The following is a 14507-nucleotide window of genomic DNA, read 5'->3' as shown; positions in this document are numbered from 1 at the left end:
GTCGTGAGTAGTGTGTGACTTTAACCGCCAAAACCAAGCATAGGCTTTGATAGAGTTTCGGCCTGATTTATTCCCCTAATGGAGAACGCAGCAATGGAAGATTGGCAAGGATGCCTGGAGCCCCAATGCCAGCAAGCACTACTTGTGGCCCGAGACAGCGTTGATAAGCGTGGTGGCTCGGTGATTACCGCGGAAGATTTTCTGTTGGCGATGCTGGATGTGATTGAGCCCATTGCGCCGTTTCTCAAGCGCCAGGGTGTGGATTTTGATGAGCTGATTCGGACGATTCAGGGTGAACAGCCGATTGTTGTTGAAGTCCACGGGGATGGCGATTTGTCGTCTCAGCTCATTTATTGGATTTCTGCAACCCGTGAGGTTGTTGAAGGTCCTTGGTTGAGTTGGTCACAGCTTTTACGTGGGCTGGTGACCTGCGCCGAGCGGCTGCAAGACAAAGCCTATGTGGCTGTCTTGGAGTTGGTGGGCTTCTGGCCGGATGATTCTGAAGTACCGGCACAAGCTCGCGGTTTAACTGGGCAGGAATTGGTCCCGCTCATCGTAGTGGAGCCTAGCTGGCTCAAGTTGGCAGAGGATGTCGCTGTTGCGCTTGCGGCAAATAAATCCGGTCTGATCTGGATTGAAGGCGCACGTGGCAGCGGTAAAACGGCTTGGCTCCAATCGCTTCTGGACACTCCGGGCATCTATTGGGTTCAGGTAGACCTGCGCCGTCAGGCTGAAGTTATGGCTGTTGAGCAGCCTACGGTACCGTCACAGAGCGAAGAGGGGTTTGGGTGGCCGGTCTTAGTGTTGGATAACGTATCGCCTGCGGGGTTGTTGGAATTGATGGCGCTGCCAAACGGTGTCGCTAGAGAGCTGGTCACGGGCTGGCAAGGGCCGATTGTGCTTTTGGCACCGAATGAGGGCGGGGATGCCGGCGGCGAGCAACGGCTAAGCCATTTGCTTGGAAGAACGCTTGAGGTTATATCAATGCCTGCCGTGGGCCGGGCGCAGCGCCGGGCGATTCTCACAGCTCATCAACCGTTAATTGAGAAAAGGTTTAATGTCGAAATTGCTCTATCGGCATTGGAGTACGCAGCCACTCGCCAAAGCCGCTGTGTTGCGGCGCCCGGCGGCATGCTGGAGTGGGTGCGAAGAGCTGCAGCCCGCTTGGAGCTGTTTGCAAGCCGTGGCCCGTTGGAATCCGCAGAGCTTGCGGGCCGGCAGGAGGTTTCCCGAAGACAGGCGTTGGTCGCAATGGCGCGGGAAGAAAGTTTCAGCGGCGAAGATAAGGACTTAAAATACGTCGAACTGGAGAGGGCTGCTGCCGAAGTGCTTTGGCATGAACGACAACGCTCTGGCACATTGCGCCGGTTAACGGTGGACGATCTTCGGCAGGAATTGGAGCGATGGCTTGCAGCCGCGCCAGAGCCGGTTCACTATGTGCGGCAGTACGAGCAACAGCATGGAGATACCTTGGGTGCAGGATCTGGAAATATATATTCGTGACCTTGAACCGGGTGCCGTATCCCGGTGGCTTGAAGGTCAGCTTGATAATGTTCGGTTGGATGATGCGGACGTCGCTACGGTTTCAAAAGGCACAGGTCTGTTCAATGGGGCAGCGCTGCGCATTACTTTGTATCCGGGGGCGTTCGGCAAGCGGTTTACGTCGCTGGTGATCGAGGGCGACGAGTTGCCTTGGAACAGTGATCTGGAGTGCGCACGCAGTGCGTGGCGAATGATGGAAGGCGAGATCCGCTGCAGCTTGGGTGAGTGGCAGGAAGGCGATTCGCTGGACGATGAACAATGGTGGCGGTTAGATCACCGAGGGGAACAGCAGGTCGTGTGGAATTAACAGGGCCCGGAACGTAAAAAAGGCAGCCTATGATGGCTGCCTTTTTCGTTTCCGCAGGGGGAGATCAATCGCTCAGGATAGACACGTTGTCTGCCTGCAGGCCTTTGTCGGCATCAACTACGTTGAAGCGAACCAGTTGGCCTTGGCGTAGTACGCGGCGGCCACGGCCACGAATGGCGCGGAAGTGAACGAAAATCTCGTCACCGCTTTCACGTACGATAAAGCCGAAGCCTTTTTTGACGTTGAACCATTTGACGGTGCCTTCTTCATCTCCTTCAGGAGTGGTGTCGTCAAAGTCGTCTTCGTCGTCGTAATCGTTTTGTGGCTGACTGGCACGAGCCGGGCGGTTCTGGGTGCGAGCTGGGGCAGCAGGAGCTGCTTGCTTACCGGCAACCAAAACGGCGACAAAGCCCACAATGGCGAAAACAGCAAACGCCATCAAATACGCGGCAATACCACCTTGGCTACCCAGTGCTTCAACGCCTTCGCCCATGGCGAGCAGTTTCAGCGGTGCCGGGGTGGCAGACAGTAACAGGCCCAGTACAAACGGTGCCGGAATTGCGATCAGGATAGCAACAAGGATCGCTTTGGCTGGATTACGCATTGGTTGGTTATTCTCCATAATTAAACGCTAACGATAAAAAGCCGCACATCGGGTAAAATGGCATGTCCGGCAGTGAACACCGCCGCTGAATTCTGTGTTTAGAATATCTGGCGTAGGCGGTAAAAGGCGCCATGATACCAGATTAAGGAAAGGGCTGACCAAATCTCATGAGTAAAAACACTCTCGAAGACCGGATTGCGGATCTGGAAATGCGACTTGCGTTCCAGGACGACGTAATCAACACCCTGAGCGAGCAGGTAACCAAGCAGGAAATGGACATTCGGGAGCTGTGGGAGGCGAAGCGGCTGATGCACCAGCAGCTTAAGGATGTGGCGCCTTCCAACATCCGGCGGGAAGATGAGGAAACGCCTCCGCCGCATTATTGATTTTGGCGTTTAGCTTTAAGTTAGGGGTCAGACCCTCGCGCGGCCTTAGGGCCCAAAGACGCGCGGGGGTCTGACCCCTCGTGCATACTATCCCAGCAGTTCGACCAGAATCTGCTCGTAGATGTCAGACAGCGTATCCAAATCTTCCGCTTTCACGCATTCGTCCACTTTGTGGATGGTGGCGTTGATGGGGCCGAGTTCGACCACTTGCGCACCCGTGGGGGCGATAAAACGACCATCTGACGTGCCACCTGAGGTAGACAGCTCGGTTTCCCGGCCGGTGACGGTGCGAATGGCTTCCTGGCTGGCGGAGACCAAAGCACCCCGGTCGGTCAGGAAGGGACGGCCGCTAAGGTTCCACTGCAGGTCGTACTTGAAGTTATGGCGGTCCAAAATAGCGACCACACGTTCTTCCAGACTTTCCGCGGTATTTTCGGTGCAGTAACGGAAATTGAAGTGCACCACGCACTCACCGGGAATGATGTTGCTGCCCACGCCGGATTCAATTTTGGTGATTTGAAAGGTGGTCGGCGGGAAGAAGTCGTTACCGTTGTCCCAGAACTCTTTTGCTAAGGCATCCAGAGCTGGGGCTACAGTATGTACCGGGTTCTCGGCCAGATGCGGGTAGGCGACATGGCCTTGGGTGCCGTGAACGGTCAGGTAGCCGTGCAGCGAACCGCGGCGGCCGTTTTTGATGACATCACCGACCTCGTGTGTGCTGGACGGTTCGCCAATCAAACACCAGTCGATTTTCTCGTTTCGGGCTTCCAGTGTTTCAACCACTTTCACCGTGCCATCGTGCGCCGGGCCTTCTTCATCGCTGGTGATGAGTAGGGCAATAGAGCCGCGATGGTTCGGGTTCTTCGCTACAAAACGTTCGCAAGCTGTGACAAAGGCAGCAAGGCTGCCTTTCATGTCGGCAGCACCGCGACCGTACAAAAAGCCTTCCTCAATGACCGGCTCAAAGGGCGCGTGGGCCCAATTACGCTCGGGGCCGGTTGGTACCACATCGGTATGGCCGGCAAAGGCCAGCACGGGGCCGTCGGTGCCTTTACGAGCCCAGAGGTTGTCGGTTTCACCAAATCGCAGGTTCTCGCCGGCGAAGCCAAGAGGTGCAAGGCGGGACATCATCAGTTCCTGACAACCGGCGTCGTCGGGTGTGACCGACTGGCGGCGAATGAGGTCCATGGCGAGTTCGAGGGTAGGCGATAAGGTCATAGGGCGGCTCTTGCTGGGTCTGGAATGGCCCCTCTTCGCGGCGGAAAAGGGGCTTGTGCGGGTCTTAGTTGTTGGCGTGCAGTTCTTCGTTCAGCTCGATGGCTGATTTGTTGGTTTTGCACTCCACTGCGCCGGTCTGGCTATTGCGGCGGAACAGCAGGTCGTTCTTGCTGGCCAGGTCACGGGCCTTAACCACTTCAACCAGTTCGTTGTTGTCGTCCAATAGGGCAACTTTGGTGCCTGCGGTGATGTACAAACCGGCTTCTACGGTGCAACGGTCGCCCAGCGGGATGCCGATGCCAGCGTTTGCGCCCAGCAGGCAGTTCTCGCCTACAGAAATGATGATGTTGCCGCCACCAGACAAGGTGCCCATGGTGGAGCAACCGCCGCCCAGGTCAGACCCTTTGCCGATCATTACGCCCGCAGAAATACGGCCTTCGATCATGCTGGTACCTTCGGTGCCGGCGTTGAAGTTGATAAAGCCTTCGTGCATTACGGTGGTGCCTTCACCCACGTAAGCGCCCAGACGAACGCGGGATGTGTCGGCGATACGCACGCCTTTCGGTACCACGTAATCGGTCATCTGCGGGAACTTATCGACAGATTTCACTTCCAGAGTGCGACCTTCAACTCGAGCCTGCAGCTGGCGAGCTGGCAGTTCGTTCAGGTCAATGGCGCCTTCGTTGGTCCAGGCCAGGTTTGGCAGCAGGCCGAAGATGCCGTCCAGCTTCAGGCTGTGGGGCTTGGCCAAGCGGTGAGAAATCAAGTGCAGCTTCAGGTACACCTCAGGCGTGCTGGACGCGGTATCGTCGGTCGCGAGTACGGTGACGACCACCGGGCTTTTGCTTTCAGCAGCTTGCTCGGCCAGTTTTGCTTGAGCGGTTTCGCCCAGCTGGCGGAGGGAGGTGGCGAACTGAGTCAGCTGCTCGGCGCTCGCTTCGATGGCCTGGTTGCCACCTTTGTAGTTCAGCGCGGTTTCAACCACGTCGATCAGGTCTTTGCCTGGGGTCATAACCGGTTGCTGGTAGAACACTTCCAGCCATTCGCCCTGGTTGTTCTGGGTGCCGATGCCGATGCCGAATGCAAAACTCATCTGGTGGTTGCTCCTGTTACTTAAGTTTAAAAACCGAGTTCTTTCTCGCTCGCCCTTACTTCTTTCCCATGGGGAAGATGTAAGCGGCAGGCGGTATTAGTGTGTTAGTTCGTCCACGCAGCCCATTCGTCTGCGTTAAAGCCCACGGTCACCGTTTCGCCGCGTTCAACAACCGGGCGTTTGATGATGGAGGTGTTCTCCAGCATAACTTGGTGGGCAGTTTGGGCCGTCATGGTATCACGAACCTCATCCGGAAGTTTTCGCCAGGTGGTGCCGCGCTTGTTGATCAGTGTTTCCCAATTCAACGATTGCTCCCACTCGGCCAGCTTTTCGCTGGTGAGGCCGTCTTTTTTGAAATCGTGGAATTCATAAGCGATGCCGTTTTCATCCAGCCATTTACGGGCTTTTTTGACGGTGTCGCAGTTCTTGATGCCGTAGAGCTTCATGCTTTAAATCCTTTTACAAACTCGACAATGCGGTGAGCCGCTTCAACGCACTCTTCTACAGGTGCCACCAAGGCCATGCGAACCCGGTTTTCGCCGGGGTTGTGGCCGTCCACGGTGCGGGACAGGTAGCGGCCGGGCAGTACGTGTACGTTTTGCTGCGCCGACAATTCGCGGGCAAAGGTTTCGTCATCGAAGGGTGTTTCCGGCCAGAGGTAGAAGCCGGCATCCGGGAAGTCGACGTTCATGACTTCGCGCAGGATGGGAACCACCGCTTCGAACTTGGCTCGATACGCCGACCGGTTTTGTTTGACGTGTTCCTCGTCGTTCCACGCTGCAATGCTGGCCAATTGATTGTGAATGGGCATGGCGCAGCCGTGGTAGGTCCGGTATTTCAGGTAACCCGCCAACACGTCGGCATCGCCGGCGACAAAGCCGGAACGCAGGCCAGGCAGGTTGCTGCGCTTCGATAGGCTGTGAAACACCACGCAGCGTTTAAAATCGTGGCGGCCTATGGCGGCACAGGTTTGCAGCAGGCCTTCGGGTGGATTGGCTTCGTCCGGGTAGAGTTCGGAGTAGCACTCGTCAGACGCCACAATAAAATCGTGACGGTCGGCCAGCTCAATTACTTTGGTCAGTGTTTCACGGCTGATTACGGCGCCACTGGGGTTGCCGGGCGAGCACAGGAACAAGACCTGGCAGCTGGCCCAGACCGATTCCGGCACCTTGTCGAAATCCGGAATGAAACCGTTGCTGGCATCGCAAGGCAGGTAAACAGGATCGGCGCCCGCGAGGAATGCAGCGCCTTCGTACACCTGATAAAAGGGATTCGGGCTGACCACGGTAGCGGGTTTGCTCGAATCCACAACAGCCTGCACCAGAGAAAAAATGGCTTCGCGGGTGCCGTTAACGGGAACAATGTTGCGAGCCGGGTCCATTGAGCCTTCGCTCAAGCTGAAGCGGCGCGTCGCCCAGTTGGCAATGGTTTCGCGCAGTTCGTCGAGGCCCTTGGTGGTTGGGTAGTTGGCGAGCCTGTCCAGATTGTCGGCCACCACCTGTTTCACGAAAGCTGGGGCAGGGTGCTTGGGTTCGCCAATGCCCAGTGAAATGGGCGCGAGATGCTCCGGTACGGTGATACCGGCTTTCAGCTTCGCCAGTTTCTCAAAGGGGTAAGGGTGCAGTCTTTCAAGATTGGAATTCATTGAATATCGTCCAGCATTTTGCAGAGGTGCTGTTGTAAGGCTTCACACTTGGCAGGGTCGCTCAGTGGCCGGCCTTGTTCATCAGTAATAAAGAAAACGTCTTCTACCCGCTCGCCCAAGGTGGCGATTTTGGCGTTGGTCAGCCGCACCCTGTGCTCCAGCAGCACCTGACCAATTCGCGCCAGCAGACCGGGGCGGTCGGGGGTGATGACTTCCATTAACGTTCGTTGGTTAATGGTGTCGTTCGAAAAGGTCACTTCCGTGGGGAAGGCAAAGTGTTTGAGTTGCCTTGGGGTGCGCCGGTGAATGATGTCCGGGTAGTCTTCCGGATCATCCAGTTCTTCGATCAGGCGCTTGCGTGCCCGTTCTTTGCGAGCGGGGTCGATGCCTAGCGGTTGCCCTTGCTCGTCCAACACAATGTAGGAACTGATGGAGTGCGGGCCTTCGCTGGAGTTAATGCGAGCATCGACGATGTTCAGGTTCAGCTGCTCCAGCACGGCGGTGGTGGCTGCAAACAGGGCGACCCGGTCTCTCATGTAGATGATGATCTGGGAGTAACCGTCGGTTGGCCCGCCGCGGGTGTCGCGGATCAAGACCAGTGGGTCCGGGTTGTCGCCATGGCGGATGATCGCAGCGGTCTGCCAGGCGATATCGACGGTGGAATCCTGCAGGAAGTATTCTTCGTCCACCGTGTCCCAGATTTGGTCAATCTGCTCGTCGCTCATGTTCTGGGCGTTGAGGATTTCCCGGGCTTCTTCACGGGTGGCATCAATCCACGCCTGCCGGTCAACCGGTGTGTCTATGCCACGGCGCAGTGCTCGCTTGGCTTCTATATAGAGTTGGCGCAAAAGCGAGGCGCGCCAGGTATTCCAAAGCTTGGGGTTTGTGGCGCTGATGTCGCACACGGTCAGGGTGTAAAGGTAGTCCAGGTGTGCCTGACTGGGAATGGCCCGCGCAAAGGCCTGGATGATGCCCGGGTCTGAGATGTCTTTGCGTTGGGCGGTCATCGACATGAGCAGGTGGTTCTCTACCAGCCAAGCGATTAGCCGGGTGTCCCGCTCACTTAAATGGTGCCGTTCACAAAAAGCTTCAGCATCAATGGCGCCGAGTTCTGAATGGTCACCACCCCGGCCTTTGGCTACGTCGTGGTAAAGGCCGGCGATAAACAGGGTGTCCATTTTCGGTAAGCGGTGGATCAAACGTGATGCCAGCGGGTACTCGGTTCTGGCTTCGTCACTGGTCAGCCTGACCATGTTGCGAATGACGCGCATGGTGTGCGCATCAACGGTGTAAATGTGGAACAGGTCGTGCTGCATCTGGCCAATGATCTCGCCAAATTCGGGCAAGTATCGGCCCAGCACGTTGTACTTCTTCATTGCAGAGAGCGTTTTATGCAAGGGGTGAGGCGTGCGCAGAAGCTCCATGAACAGGCTGGTCACCGCCAGATCAGACCGGAACACATCATCGATCAGGTGCCGGTGTGCCCGAAGAGACCGGATGGTGGTTGCACGAATGCCCTTGATTTCCGGGTGCTGCGCCATCAACACGAAGATCTCCATGATCGCATAAGGCGCGTAGGCAAAGACCTGATTGTTGATGGCTTCGATGTAGAAATTGCGCATTTGGAAGCGCTTGTTCAGTGGCCGAATTTCGTCTTCGCTGCCACTGCCGAGGATCGCTTCGTCGTAATATTGGAGAATAACGTCGGTGAGCTCCGCCAATGCCAGTACAGTGCGGTAGTAAGACTGCATCATCAGTTCGACGCCGAGGCGTTTGCCTTCATCCTTATAACCCAGCATCGAAGCGAGGGCGCGCTGGTGATCAAATAGCAATCGGTTCTCATTTCGGCCCGCGATGAGCTGAAGGCCGAAGCGTAAGCGCCAAAGGAAGGTTTCGCCCTCCAGCAGCACCCGGTGTTCTTCTTCGGTAATAATGCTGAACCGGGCGAGATCCGCTGTGCTTTCCAGCAAAAAGTGGCGTTTGGTGATCCATCCGATCGTTTGTATATCTCGCAGCGCACCGGGGGAACCTTTGACGTTGGGTTCCAGGTTGTACTCGGTATCGCCGTATTTTTTGTGGCGTTTTTGCTGCTCTTCCCATTTGGCGACAAAGTAGTCTTTGTCTGACATCACGTCGTCAAGGTAAACCTGTTCCGTGAGCTCTTCCCTCAAGCTGTCCGGGCCAGCGATGGTTCGGGTTTCCAGTAGGTTAGTGAGGATGGTTATGTCTTGTTTTGCGGCCGCAATGCATTCGTTAACATTGCGAACGCTGTGACCGATATCCAGTTTCAGGTCCCAGAGCAGGGTGATGAATGCGCTGAGGTCGTCTTGCCACGCGCTTTCCGTGTCGGCTCGGGTGAGAATGAGTAGGTCAATGTCCGAGTGGGGGTGAAGCTCGCCCCGGCCGTAACCGCCAACGGCGACCAGAGCGATGTCGGGCGAGCTGGACAGGGGGTAACGATTCCAGATTAATCGAAGCACCGTATCAACGGTCGCGGCTCTGGCGTGAACCAGAGCCCTGACGTCGGCTCCTTGCCGGAAAGCTTCGGCATCGGCGTTGTAGTGGTGTTGTAAAAACTCCCTTGCCGCAACAACCGGTGACGGGTCGTTACTGATACGGTGTTCCAGCTCGCTTTGGTCCACTTAGAAAGACTCTTCTGATCGCTTGGTCAGCACTTCGTAACCATCCGCGGTAACCAGAATGGTGTGTTCCCACTGTGCGGACAATTTGTGGTCTTTGGTGACCGCCGTCCAGCCATCGGCCAACAGTTTGGTGTGGTATTTGCCTTGGTTTAGCATCGGCTCGATGGTGAAGGTCATGCCTTCTTTGAGCTCAAGGCCGGTGCCCGGAGTGCCGTAATGCATAACCTGAGGCTCTTCATGGAACACGGCTCCGATGCCGTGGCCGCAATAATCCCGAACCACGGAGTAGCGGTGCTTCTCGGCGTGCTTTTGGATTACGTGGCCAATGTCGCCAAGGCGTGCGCCGGGCTTGACCAGTTCAATGCCTTTATACAGGCATTCCTGAGTAATCTGGATCAGGCGTTCCGAGCCGGGCTTGGGCTTGCCGACGATCCACATTTTGCTGGTGTCGCCATGGTAGCCATCTTTGATCACGGTGACGTCGATGTTGATGACATCACCATCCTTCAGGACTTTTTTGTCTGTCGGGATGCCGTGGCATACCACGTGGTTTACCGAGGTGCAGATGGACTTCGGGAATCCTTTGTAGTTCAGCGGGGCTGGAATGGCCTGCTGTTTATTAACAATGTGGTCGTGGCAGATGCGGTCAAGCTCTTCGGTAGTAACACCGGGCTTGACGTACTCGCCAATCATTTCGAGAACTTCGGCTGCCAGGCGGCCGGCTACCCGCATCTTTTCGATTTCTTCGGGGGTCTTAATAGATACTTGCATCGGACTTCCTGTTTATATGCATCAAGCCCGCATTTTAAGGGGCCGGAGCAATAGGTACAAGGAAGGTATTTGCCAAAAGTAATGGCGTTGCGGAAGCGGAATATGGTATAAACGCGCCCGCCGAAACAAAACTCGGCAAATTCACACACGTGTCAGCACGTTGTCCCAGGGTGCCGGCTCCTGCTTTAAGGAGACAGGTTGGGGCAATTGGACGCGTGGAGGCCTAACCCGAAGCTAAAAGGTAAATATCATGGCTCAGGTAAATATGCGTGACCTGCTGAAAGCAGGTGCTCACTTTGGACACCAAACCCGTTACTGGAACCCGAAGATGGGTAAATACATCTTTGGTGCTCGTAACAAGATTCACATCATCAACCTTGAGCAGACTGTTCCTGCGATGAACCAGGCGCTGGATTTCATTCAGCAGCTGACTGAAAGCAAGAACAAGATCCTGTTTGTTGGTACCAAGCGTGCCGCAGCCAAGATTATCAAGGAAGAAGCACTGCGTTCCGGCCAGCCTTACGTTAACCACCGCTGGTTGGGTGGCATGCTCACCAACTACAAGACCATTCGTCAGTCTATCCGTCGCTACCGTGATCTGGAAGCCCAGAGCAAAGACGGTACTTTCGACAAGCTGACCAAGAAAGAAGCTCTTGAGCGTACCCGCGAGATGGATAAGCTTGAGCGTTCTATCGGTGGTATCAAAGACATGGGCGGCCTGCCAGACGCGCTGTTCGTTGTTGACGTAGACCACGAGCGTATCGCTATTAAAGAAGCGAACAAGCTGGGCATCCCTGTTATTGGTGTTGTTGATACCAACAGCGATCCTGACGGCGTTGACTACGTAATCCCGGGTAACGACGACGCTATCCGCGCTATCCAGATCTACGTGAAAGCGGTTGCTGATACTTGCCTGGAGTCTTCCCAGACTGCCGGCGGCGCTGACGAGTTCGTAGAAGTTAGCGAAGATGCCCAAGGCGCTGCTCCAGCTGCCGAGTAATACTTAACCGTCTGGTTTAAGTTATAAGGCATGCCCCTTTTTATCGGGCATGCCTTCCCACCGAATTTGTAACTGATTGAGAGGACTGAACATGGCTGCAATTACCGCTGCAATGGTCAAAGAGCTGCGTGAGCGCACTGGTCTTGGCATGATGGAGTGCAAAAAAGCACTGGTTGAAGCTGGCGGCAGTGTTGACGCTGCAATTGAAGAGCTTCGTAAGTCGTCTGGCCTGAAGGCTGCCAAGAAAGCCGGTCGTACCGCTGCTGAAGGTGTGTCTCTGGTTAAGGTTTCTGACGACAAGACTGTTGCTTTCATCCTGGAAGTTAACTCTGAAACTGACTTCGTTGCCCGTGACGACAACTTCATGAACTTCGCTAACGACGTTCTGAACGTTGCGTTTGAAAAAGGCGAAACTGACGTTGCGAAGCTGATGGAAGGCGATCTGGAAGGCAAGCGTGAAGCGCTGGTTCAGAAGATCGGCGAAAACATCACTGTTCGTCGTCTGGTTAAGGTTGAAGGTCCGGTTGTTGGTGGATACGTTCACAGCAACAGCAAAATTGCTGCCGTTGTTGCGCTGACTGCTGGCACTGAAGAGCTGGCCCGCGACATCGCTATGCACGTAGCTGCGGTTAACCCGCGCGTTGGCAAGCCGGAAGAAATGCCTGCTGAAGAGCTCGAGAAAGAGAAAGAAATCATCAAGTCTCAGCCGGATATGGAAGGCAAGCCTGCCGAAATCGTTGAAAAGATGATGGGCGGCCGTATCAAGAAGTTCCTGGCTGAAAACAGCCTGGTTGAGCAGCCTTTCGTTAAGAACCCAGAGCAGAAAGTGGGTGAGTTGATCAAAGCCGCCGGTGGCGAGCTGGTTGGCTTTACTCGTCTGGAAGTGGGTGAAGGCATCGAAAAAGAAGAAGTGGATTTTGCTGCTGAAGTGGCTGCTGCCGCTGGCACAGGCAAGGCCTGATCCATTTTTTGAGCGCTTTTGTCAAAGACAGAAGCGCTACCTAAGTCTGCCACGTCAGCCGGGTTTGCCCGGCTTTCGTGGCGGGCTTGTATCTGAGATACCCCTTTTTTGCGCTAGGATGAGAGGGATATGTCAGATACAAGCCTGCCAAGGGTTTGAAGCCGCACAGCCAAAAGACGAAAAGGGGATCACCATGCCGACACCGACAACTTCAACCAATCAGCCCAGATACAAGCGTGTTCTGCTGAAGCTTAGTGGCGAAGCCCTGATGGGGGAGCACGAGTTCGGTATTGATCCTAAAGTACTTGACCGCATGGCATTAGAGATCGGAGCGCTTGTTGGTATTGGCGTTCAGGTCGCGCTGGTTATTGGTGGTGGCAACCTATTCCGCGGCGCGGCATTGAGCGAGGCTGGGCTGGATCGGGTAACAGGCGATCACATGGGTATGCTGGCAACCGTTATGAACGGCTTGGGCATGCGCGATGCCTTAGAGCGCTCGAACATACGTACCCGCGTTATGTCTGCGATCCCCATGAGCGGTATTGTTGAACATTATGATCGCCGCCGCGCTGTTCGCGATCTGAAAGAAGGCGACGTGGTGATTTTTAGTGCGGGTACCGGCAATCCTTTCTTTACGACCGACTCAGCCGCATGTCTTCGCGGTATCGAGATTGAGGCGGATGCTGTTCTCAAGGCGACAAAAGTGGATGGTGTGTATAACGCGGATCCCAATCTGGACCCCACCGCAGTAAAATACGATCGCCTGACCTACGATGAAGTTTTGGATCGCAAGCTTGGCGTGATGGACCTTACCGCTATTTGTCTGGCTCGTGATCATGGCATGCCGTTGCGGGTGTTTGATATGAACCAGCCAGGCGTTCTCACCCGCATTGTGACCGGTGAGAAAGAAGGCACATTGATTGAGTAACGAATTGAGGGTTTCGACGTGATTGACGATATTAAGACTGAAGCTGAATCAAAAATGCAGAAGAGCCTTGAGGCGCTTACCTCGGCTTTCAACAAAATCCGTACCGGTCGCGCTCACCCTGCGATTCTTGATAGCGTAATGGTGAACTACTACGGGCAGGACACCCCGCTGAAGCAGGTGGCCAGCGTGAACGTGGAAGACAACCGTACGTTGCTGGTTGCCCCTTGGGAAAAGAGCATCATTTCAGCGATTGAGAAAGCCATCATGATGTCGGACCTCGGCTTGAACCCGTCCAGCAACGGTGATGCCATCCGTGTTCCAATGCCGATGTTGACCGAGCAGACCCGTAAGGAAATGGTCAAGCAGGCTCGTGGCGATGCGGAGCAAGGCCGTGTGTCTGTGCGTAATGCGCGCCGTGACGCGAACGGCATGCTGAAAGACCTGCTGAAAGAGAAGGAAATCAGTGAGGACGATCTGCGCCGTGGCGAAGACGAAATTCAGAAGCTGACCGACAAGTACATCGCCGAAATCGAAAAGATGCTCAAGGCGAAGGAAGAGGATCTGATGGCGGTTTAACCGTCAGATTGTTCAGAAACAGAGTCAGCAGTGGTTGAAAGTGCCACTGCGCAGAGGGTTTCATGACGGATCAAATAACCGCAGAAATTCCGGTGACGGCAAGCAGCCGTCCCCGGCATGTGGCCATTATCATGGATGGCAATAATCGGTGGGCGAAAGCGCGGCGATTGAAAGGAGTCGCGGGCCATAAGGCAGGAGTGGATGCGGTTAAAGCCGTTGTAGAAACCTGTGCGCGGCAAGGCGTTGAGGTGCTTACTCTGTTTGCATTCTCCAGTGAAAACTGGCGCCGCCCAAAAGACGAAGTATCGGCTTTGATGCGGCTGTTTGTGATCGCGCTTGAGCGGGAAGTTCGAAAGCTTCATCGCAATAATATCCGGTTGAGGATTATTGGCGATCGCACCGCATTTAACCCGTTGCTCCAGGAACACATGGAAAAAGCCGAGGCGCTGACTCGCGATAATACAGCGATGACGCTGGTGATCGCCGCCAACTATGGTGGGCACTGGGACATCACCCAAGCCACTCAGGCGGTTGCGGAAAAAGTTCGCGCCGGAGAGTTGGCTCCTTCCGATATTACCGACGATTTGATTCAGCAGAACATGAGTATCGGGGATTTGCCGATGCCTGACTTGATGATTCGTACTGCCGGTGAACAGCGCATCAGCAACTTTTTGTTGTGGCACTTGGCCTATACGGAGTTTTACTTCTCCGACGTTTTCTGGCCCGATTTCAAAGCTGAAGAAATGCTGAAAGCGTTGGAGGCATACGGCCAACGCAAGCGTCGCTTTGGTCAAACCGACGATCAGCTTGAATCCCAAGCCTCAAAACAATAAC

The 14507-nt window shown here is 55.2% G+C and carries 15 protein-coding genes; 8 read left to right on the top strand and 7 right to left on the bottom strand.

The features are described 5' to 3' along the window. Positions 1-93 precede the first annotated feature (93 nt). Positions 94-1503, top strand: coding sequence for a hypothetical protein (locus DOQ08_RS06025; RefSeq protein ID WP_114334016.1), 1410 nt, complete (start codon positions 94-96; stop codon positions 1501-1503). After that, entirely contained in the window at positions 1475-1849 is a 375-nt protein-coding gene (locus DOQ08_RS06020; protein WP_114334015.1) for a hypothetical protein, read from the top strand. Before DOQ08_RS06025 ends, DOQ08_RS06020 begins: the two co-directional genes overlap by 29 nt. Before the next feature lie 64 nt (positions 1850-1913). On the opposite strand, the gene DOQ08_RS16180 is transcribed toward DOQ08_RS06020, so the two are convergent. Continuing rightward, complete coding sequence (locus tag DOQ08_RS16180; RefSeq protein WP_114334014.1) at positions 1914-2453, bottom strand: cold-shock protein; 540 nt, start codon at positions 2451-2453, stop codon at positions 1914-1916. A gap of 167 nt (positions 2454-2620) precedes the next feature. On the opposite strand from DOQ08_RS16180, the gene DOQ08_RS06010 reads away from it, so the two are divergent. Further along, complete coding sequence (locus tag DOQ08_RS06010; RefSeq protein ID WP_114334013.1) at positions 2621-2839, top strand: SlyX family protein; 219 nt, start codon at positions 2621-2623, stop codon at positions 2837-2839. 87 nt (positions 2840-2926) lie between these two features. Here DOQ08_RS06010 and dapE read toward each other — a convergent pair whose 3' ends face one another. The 6 genes from dapE to map form a co-directional block, all read right to left on the bottom strand. Continuing rightward, on the bottom strand, positions 2927-4057 hold the full coding sequence (gene dapE, locus DOQ08_RS06005) for a succinyl-diaminopimelate desuccinylase (protein WP_114334012.1): 1131 nt from the start codon (positions 4055-4057) through the stop codon (positions 2927-2929). 64 nt (positions 4058-4121) lie between these two features. Next, a complete protein-coding gene (gene dapD / locus DOQ08_RS06000; protein WP_114334011.1) occupies positions 4122-5150 on the bottom strand; it encodes a 2,3,4,5-tetrahydropyridine-2,6-dicarboxylate N-succinyltransferase in 1029 nt (342 codons plus the stop codon). Positions 5151-5254: 104 nt separating this feature from the next. After that, a complete protein-coding gene (locus DOQ08_RS05995) occupies positions 5255-5596 on the bottom strand; it encodes an ArsC family reductase (protein WP_114334010.1) in 342 nt (113 codons plus the stop codon). Then, entirely contained in the window at positions 5593-6795 is a 1203-nt protein-coding gene (gene dapC / locus DOQ08_RS05990) for a succinyldiaminopimelate transaminase (protein WP_114334009.1), read from the bottom strand. Before dapC ends, DOQ08_RS05995 begins: the two co-directional genes overlap by 4 nt. Next, positions 6792-9437, bottom strand: a complete 2646-nt coding sequence (locus DOQ08_RS05985; protein ID WP_114334008.1) for a [protein-PII] uridylyltransferase — start codon at positions 9435-9437, stop codon at positions 6792-6794. Before DOQ08_RS05985 ends, dapC begins: the two co-directional genes overlap by 4 nt. Beyond that, entirely contained in the window at positions 9438-10208 is a 771-nt protein-coding gene (gene map, locus DOQ08_RS05980) for a type I methionyl aminopeptidase (protein WP_114334007.1), read from the bottom strand. Positions 10209-10458: 250 nt separating this feature from the next. Here map and rpsB point away from each other — a divergent pair, with 250 nt between their 5' ends. From rpsB to uppS, 5 genes are all read left to right on the top strand, one after another. Beyond that, the gene (rpsB, locus tag DOQ08_RS05975; RefSeq protein WP_114334006.1) at positions 10459-11208 is read left to right on the top strand and encodes a 30S ribosomal protein S2; all 750 of its coding nucleotides are present in this window, start codon (positions 10459-10461) and stop codon (positions 11206-11208) included. Between the two features lie 91 nt (positions 11209-11299). Further along, on the top strand, positions 11300-12169 hold the full coding sequence (gene tsf / locus DOQ08_RS05970) for a translation elongation factor Ts (RefSeq protein ID WP_114334005.1): 870 nt from the start codon (positions 11300-11302) through the stop codon (positions 12167-12169). A 193-nt stretch (positions 12170-12362) separates the two neighbouring features. Beyond that, positions 12363-13097: a UMP kinase gene (gene pyrH, locus DOQ08_RS05965; RefSeq protein ID WP_114334004.1), complete on the top strand. Its 735-nt coding sequence runs from the start codon at positions 12363-12365 to the stop codon at positions 13095-13097. A gap of 18 nt (positions 13098-13115) precedes the next feature. Then, a complete protein-coding gene (frr, locus tag DOQ08_RS05960; RefSeq protein ID WP_114334003.1) occupies positions 13116-13673 on the top strand; it encodes a ribosome recycling factor in 558 nt (185 codons plus the stop codon). A gap of 62 nt (positions 13674-13735) precedes the next feature. Next, positions 13736-14506, top strand: coding sequence for a polyprenyl diphosphate synthase (gene uppS / locus DOQ08_RS05955; RefSeq protein WP_114334002.1), 771 nt, complete (start codon positions 13736-13738; stop codon positions 14504-14506). Position 14507: the final 1 nt, after the last annotated feature.

It is taken from the genome of Marinobacter litoralis (assembly GCF_003336705.1).
GTDB classification, from domain to species: domain Bacteria; phylum Pseudomonadota; class Gammaproteobacteria; order Pseudomonadales; family Oleiphilaceae; genus Marinobacter; species Marinobacter litoralis.
The sequence above is the reverse complement of the archived record's forward strand: the minus strand, read 5'-3'. Positions and strand labels throughout refer to the sequence as shown.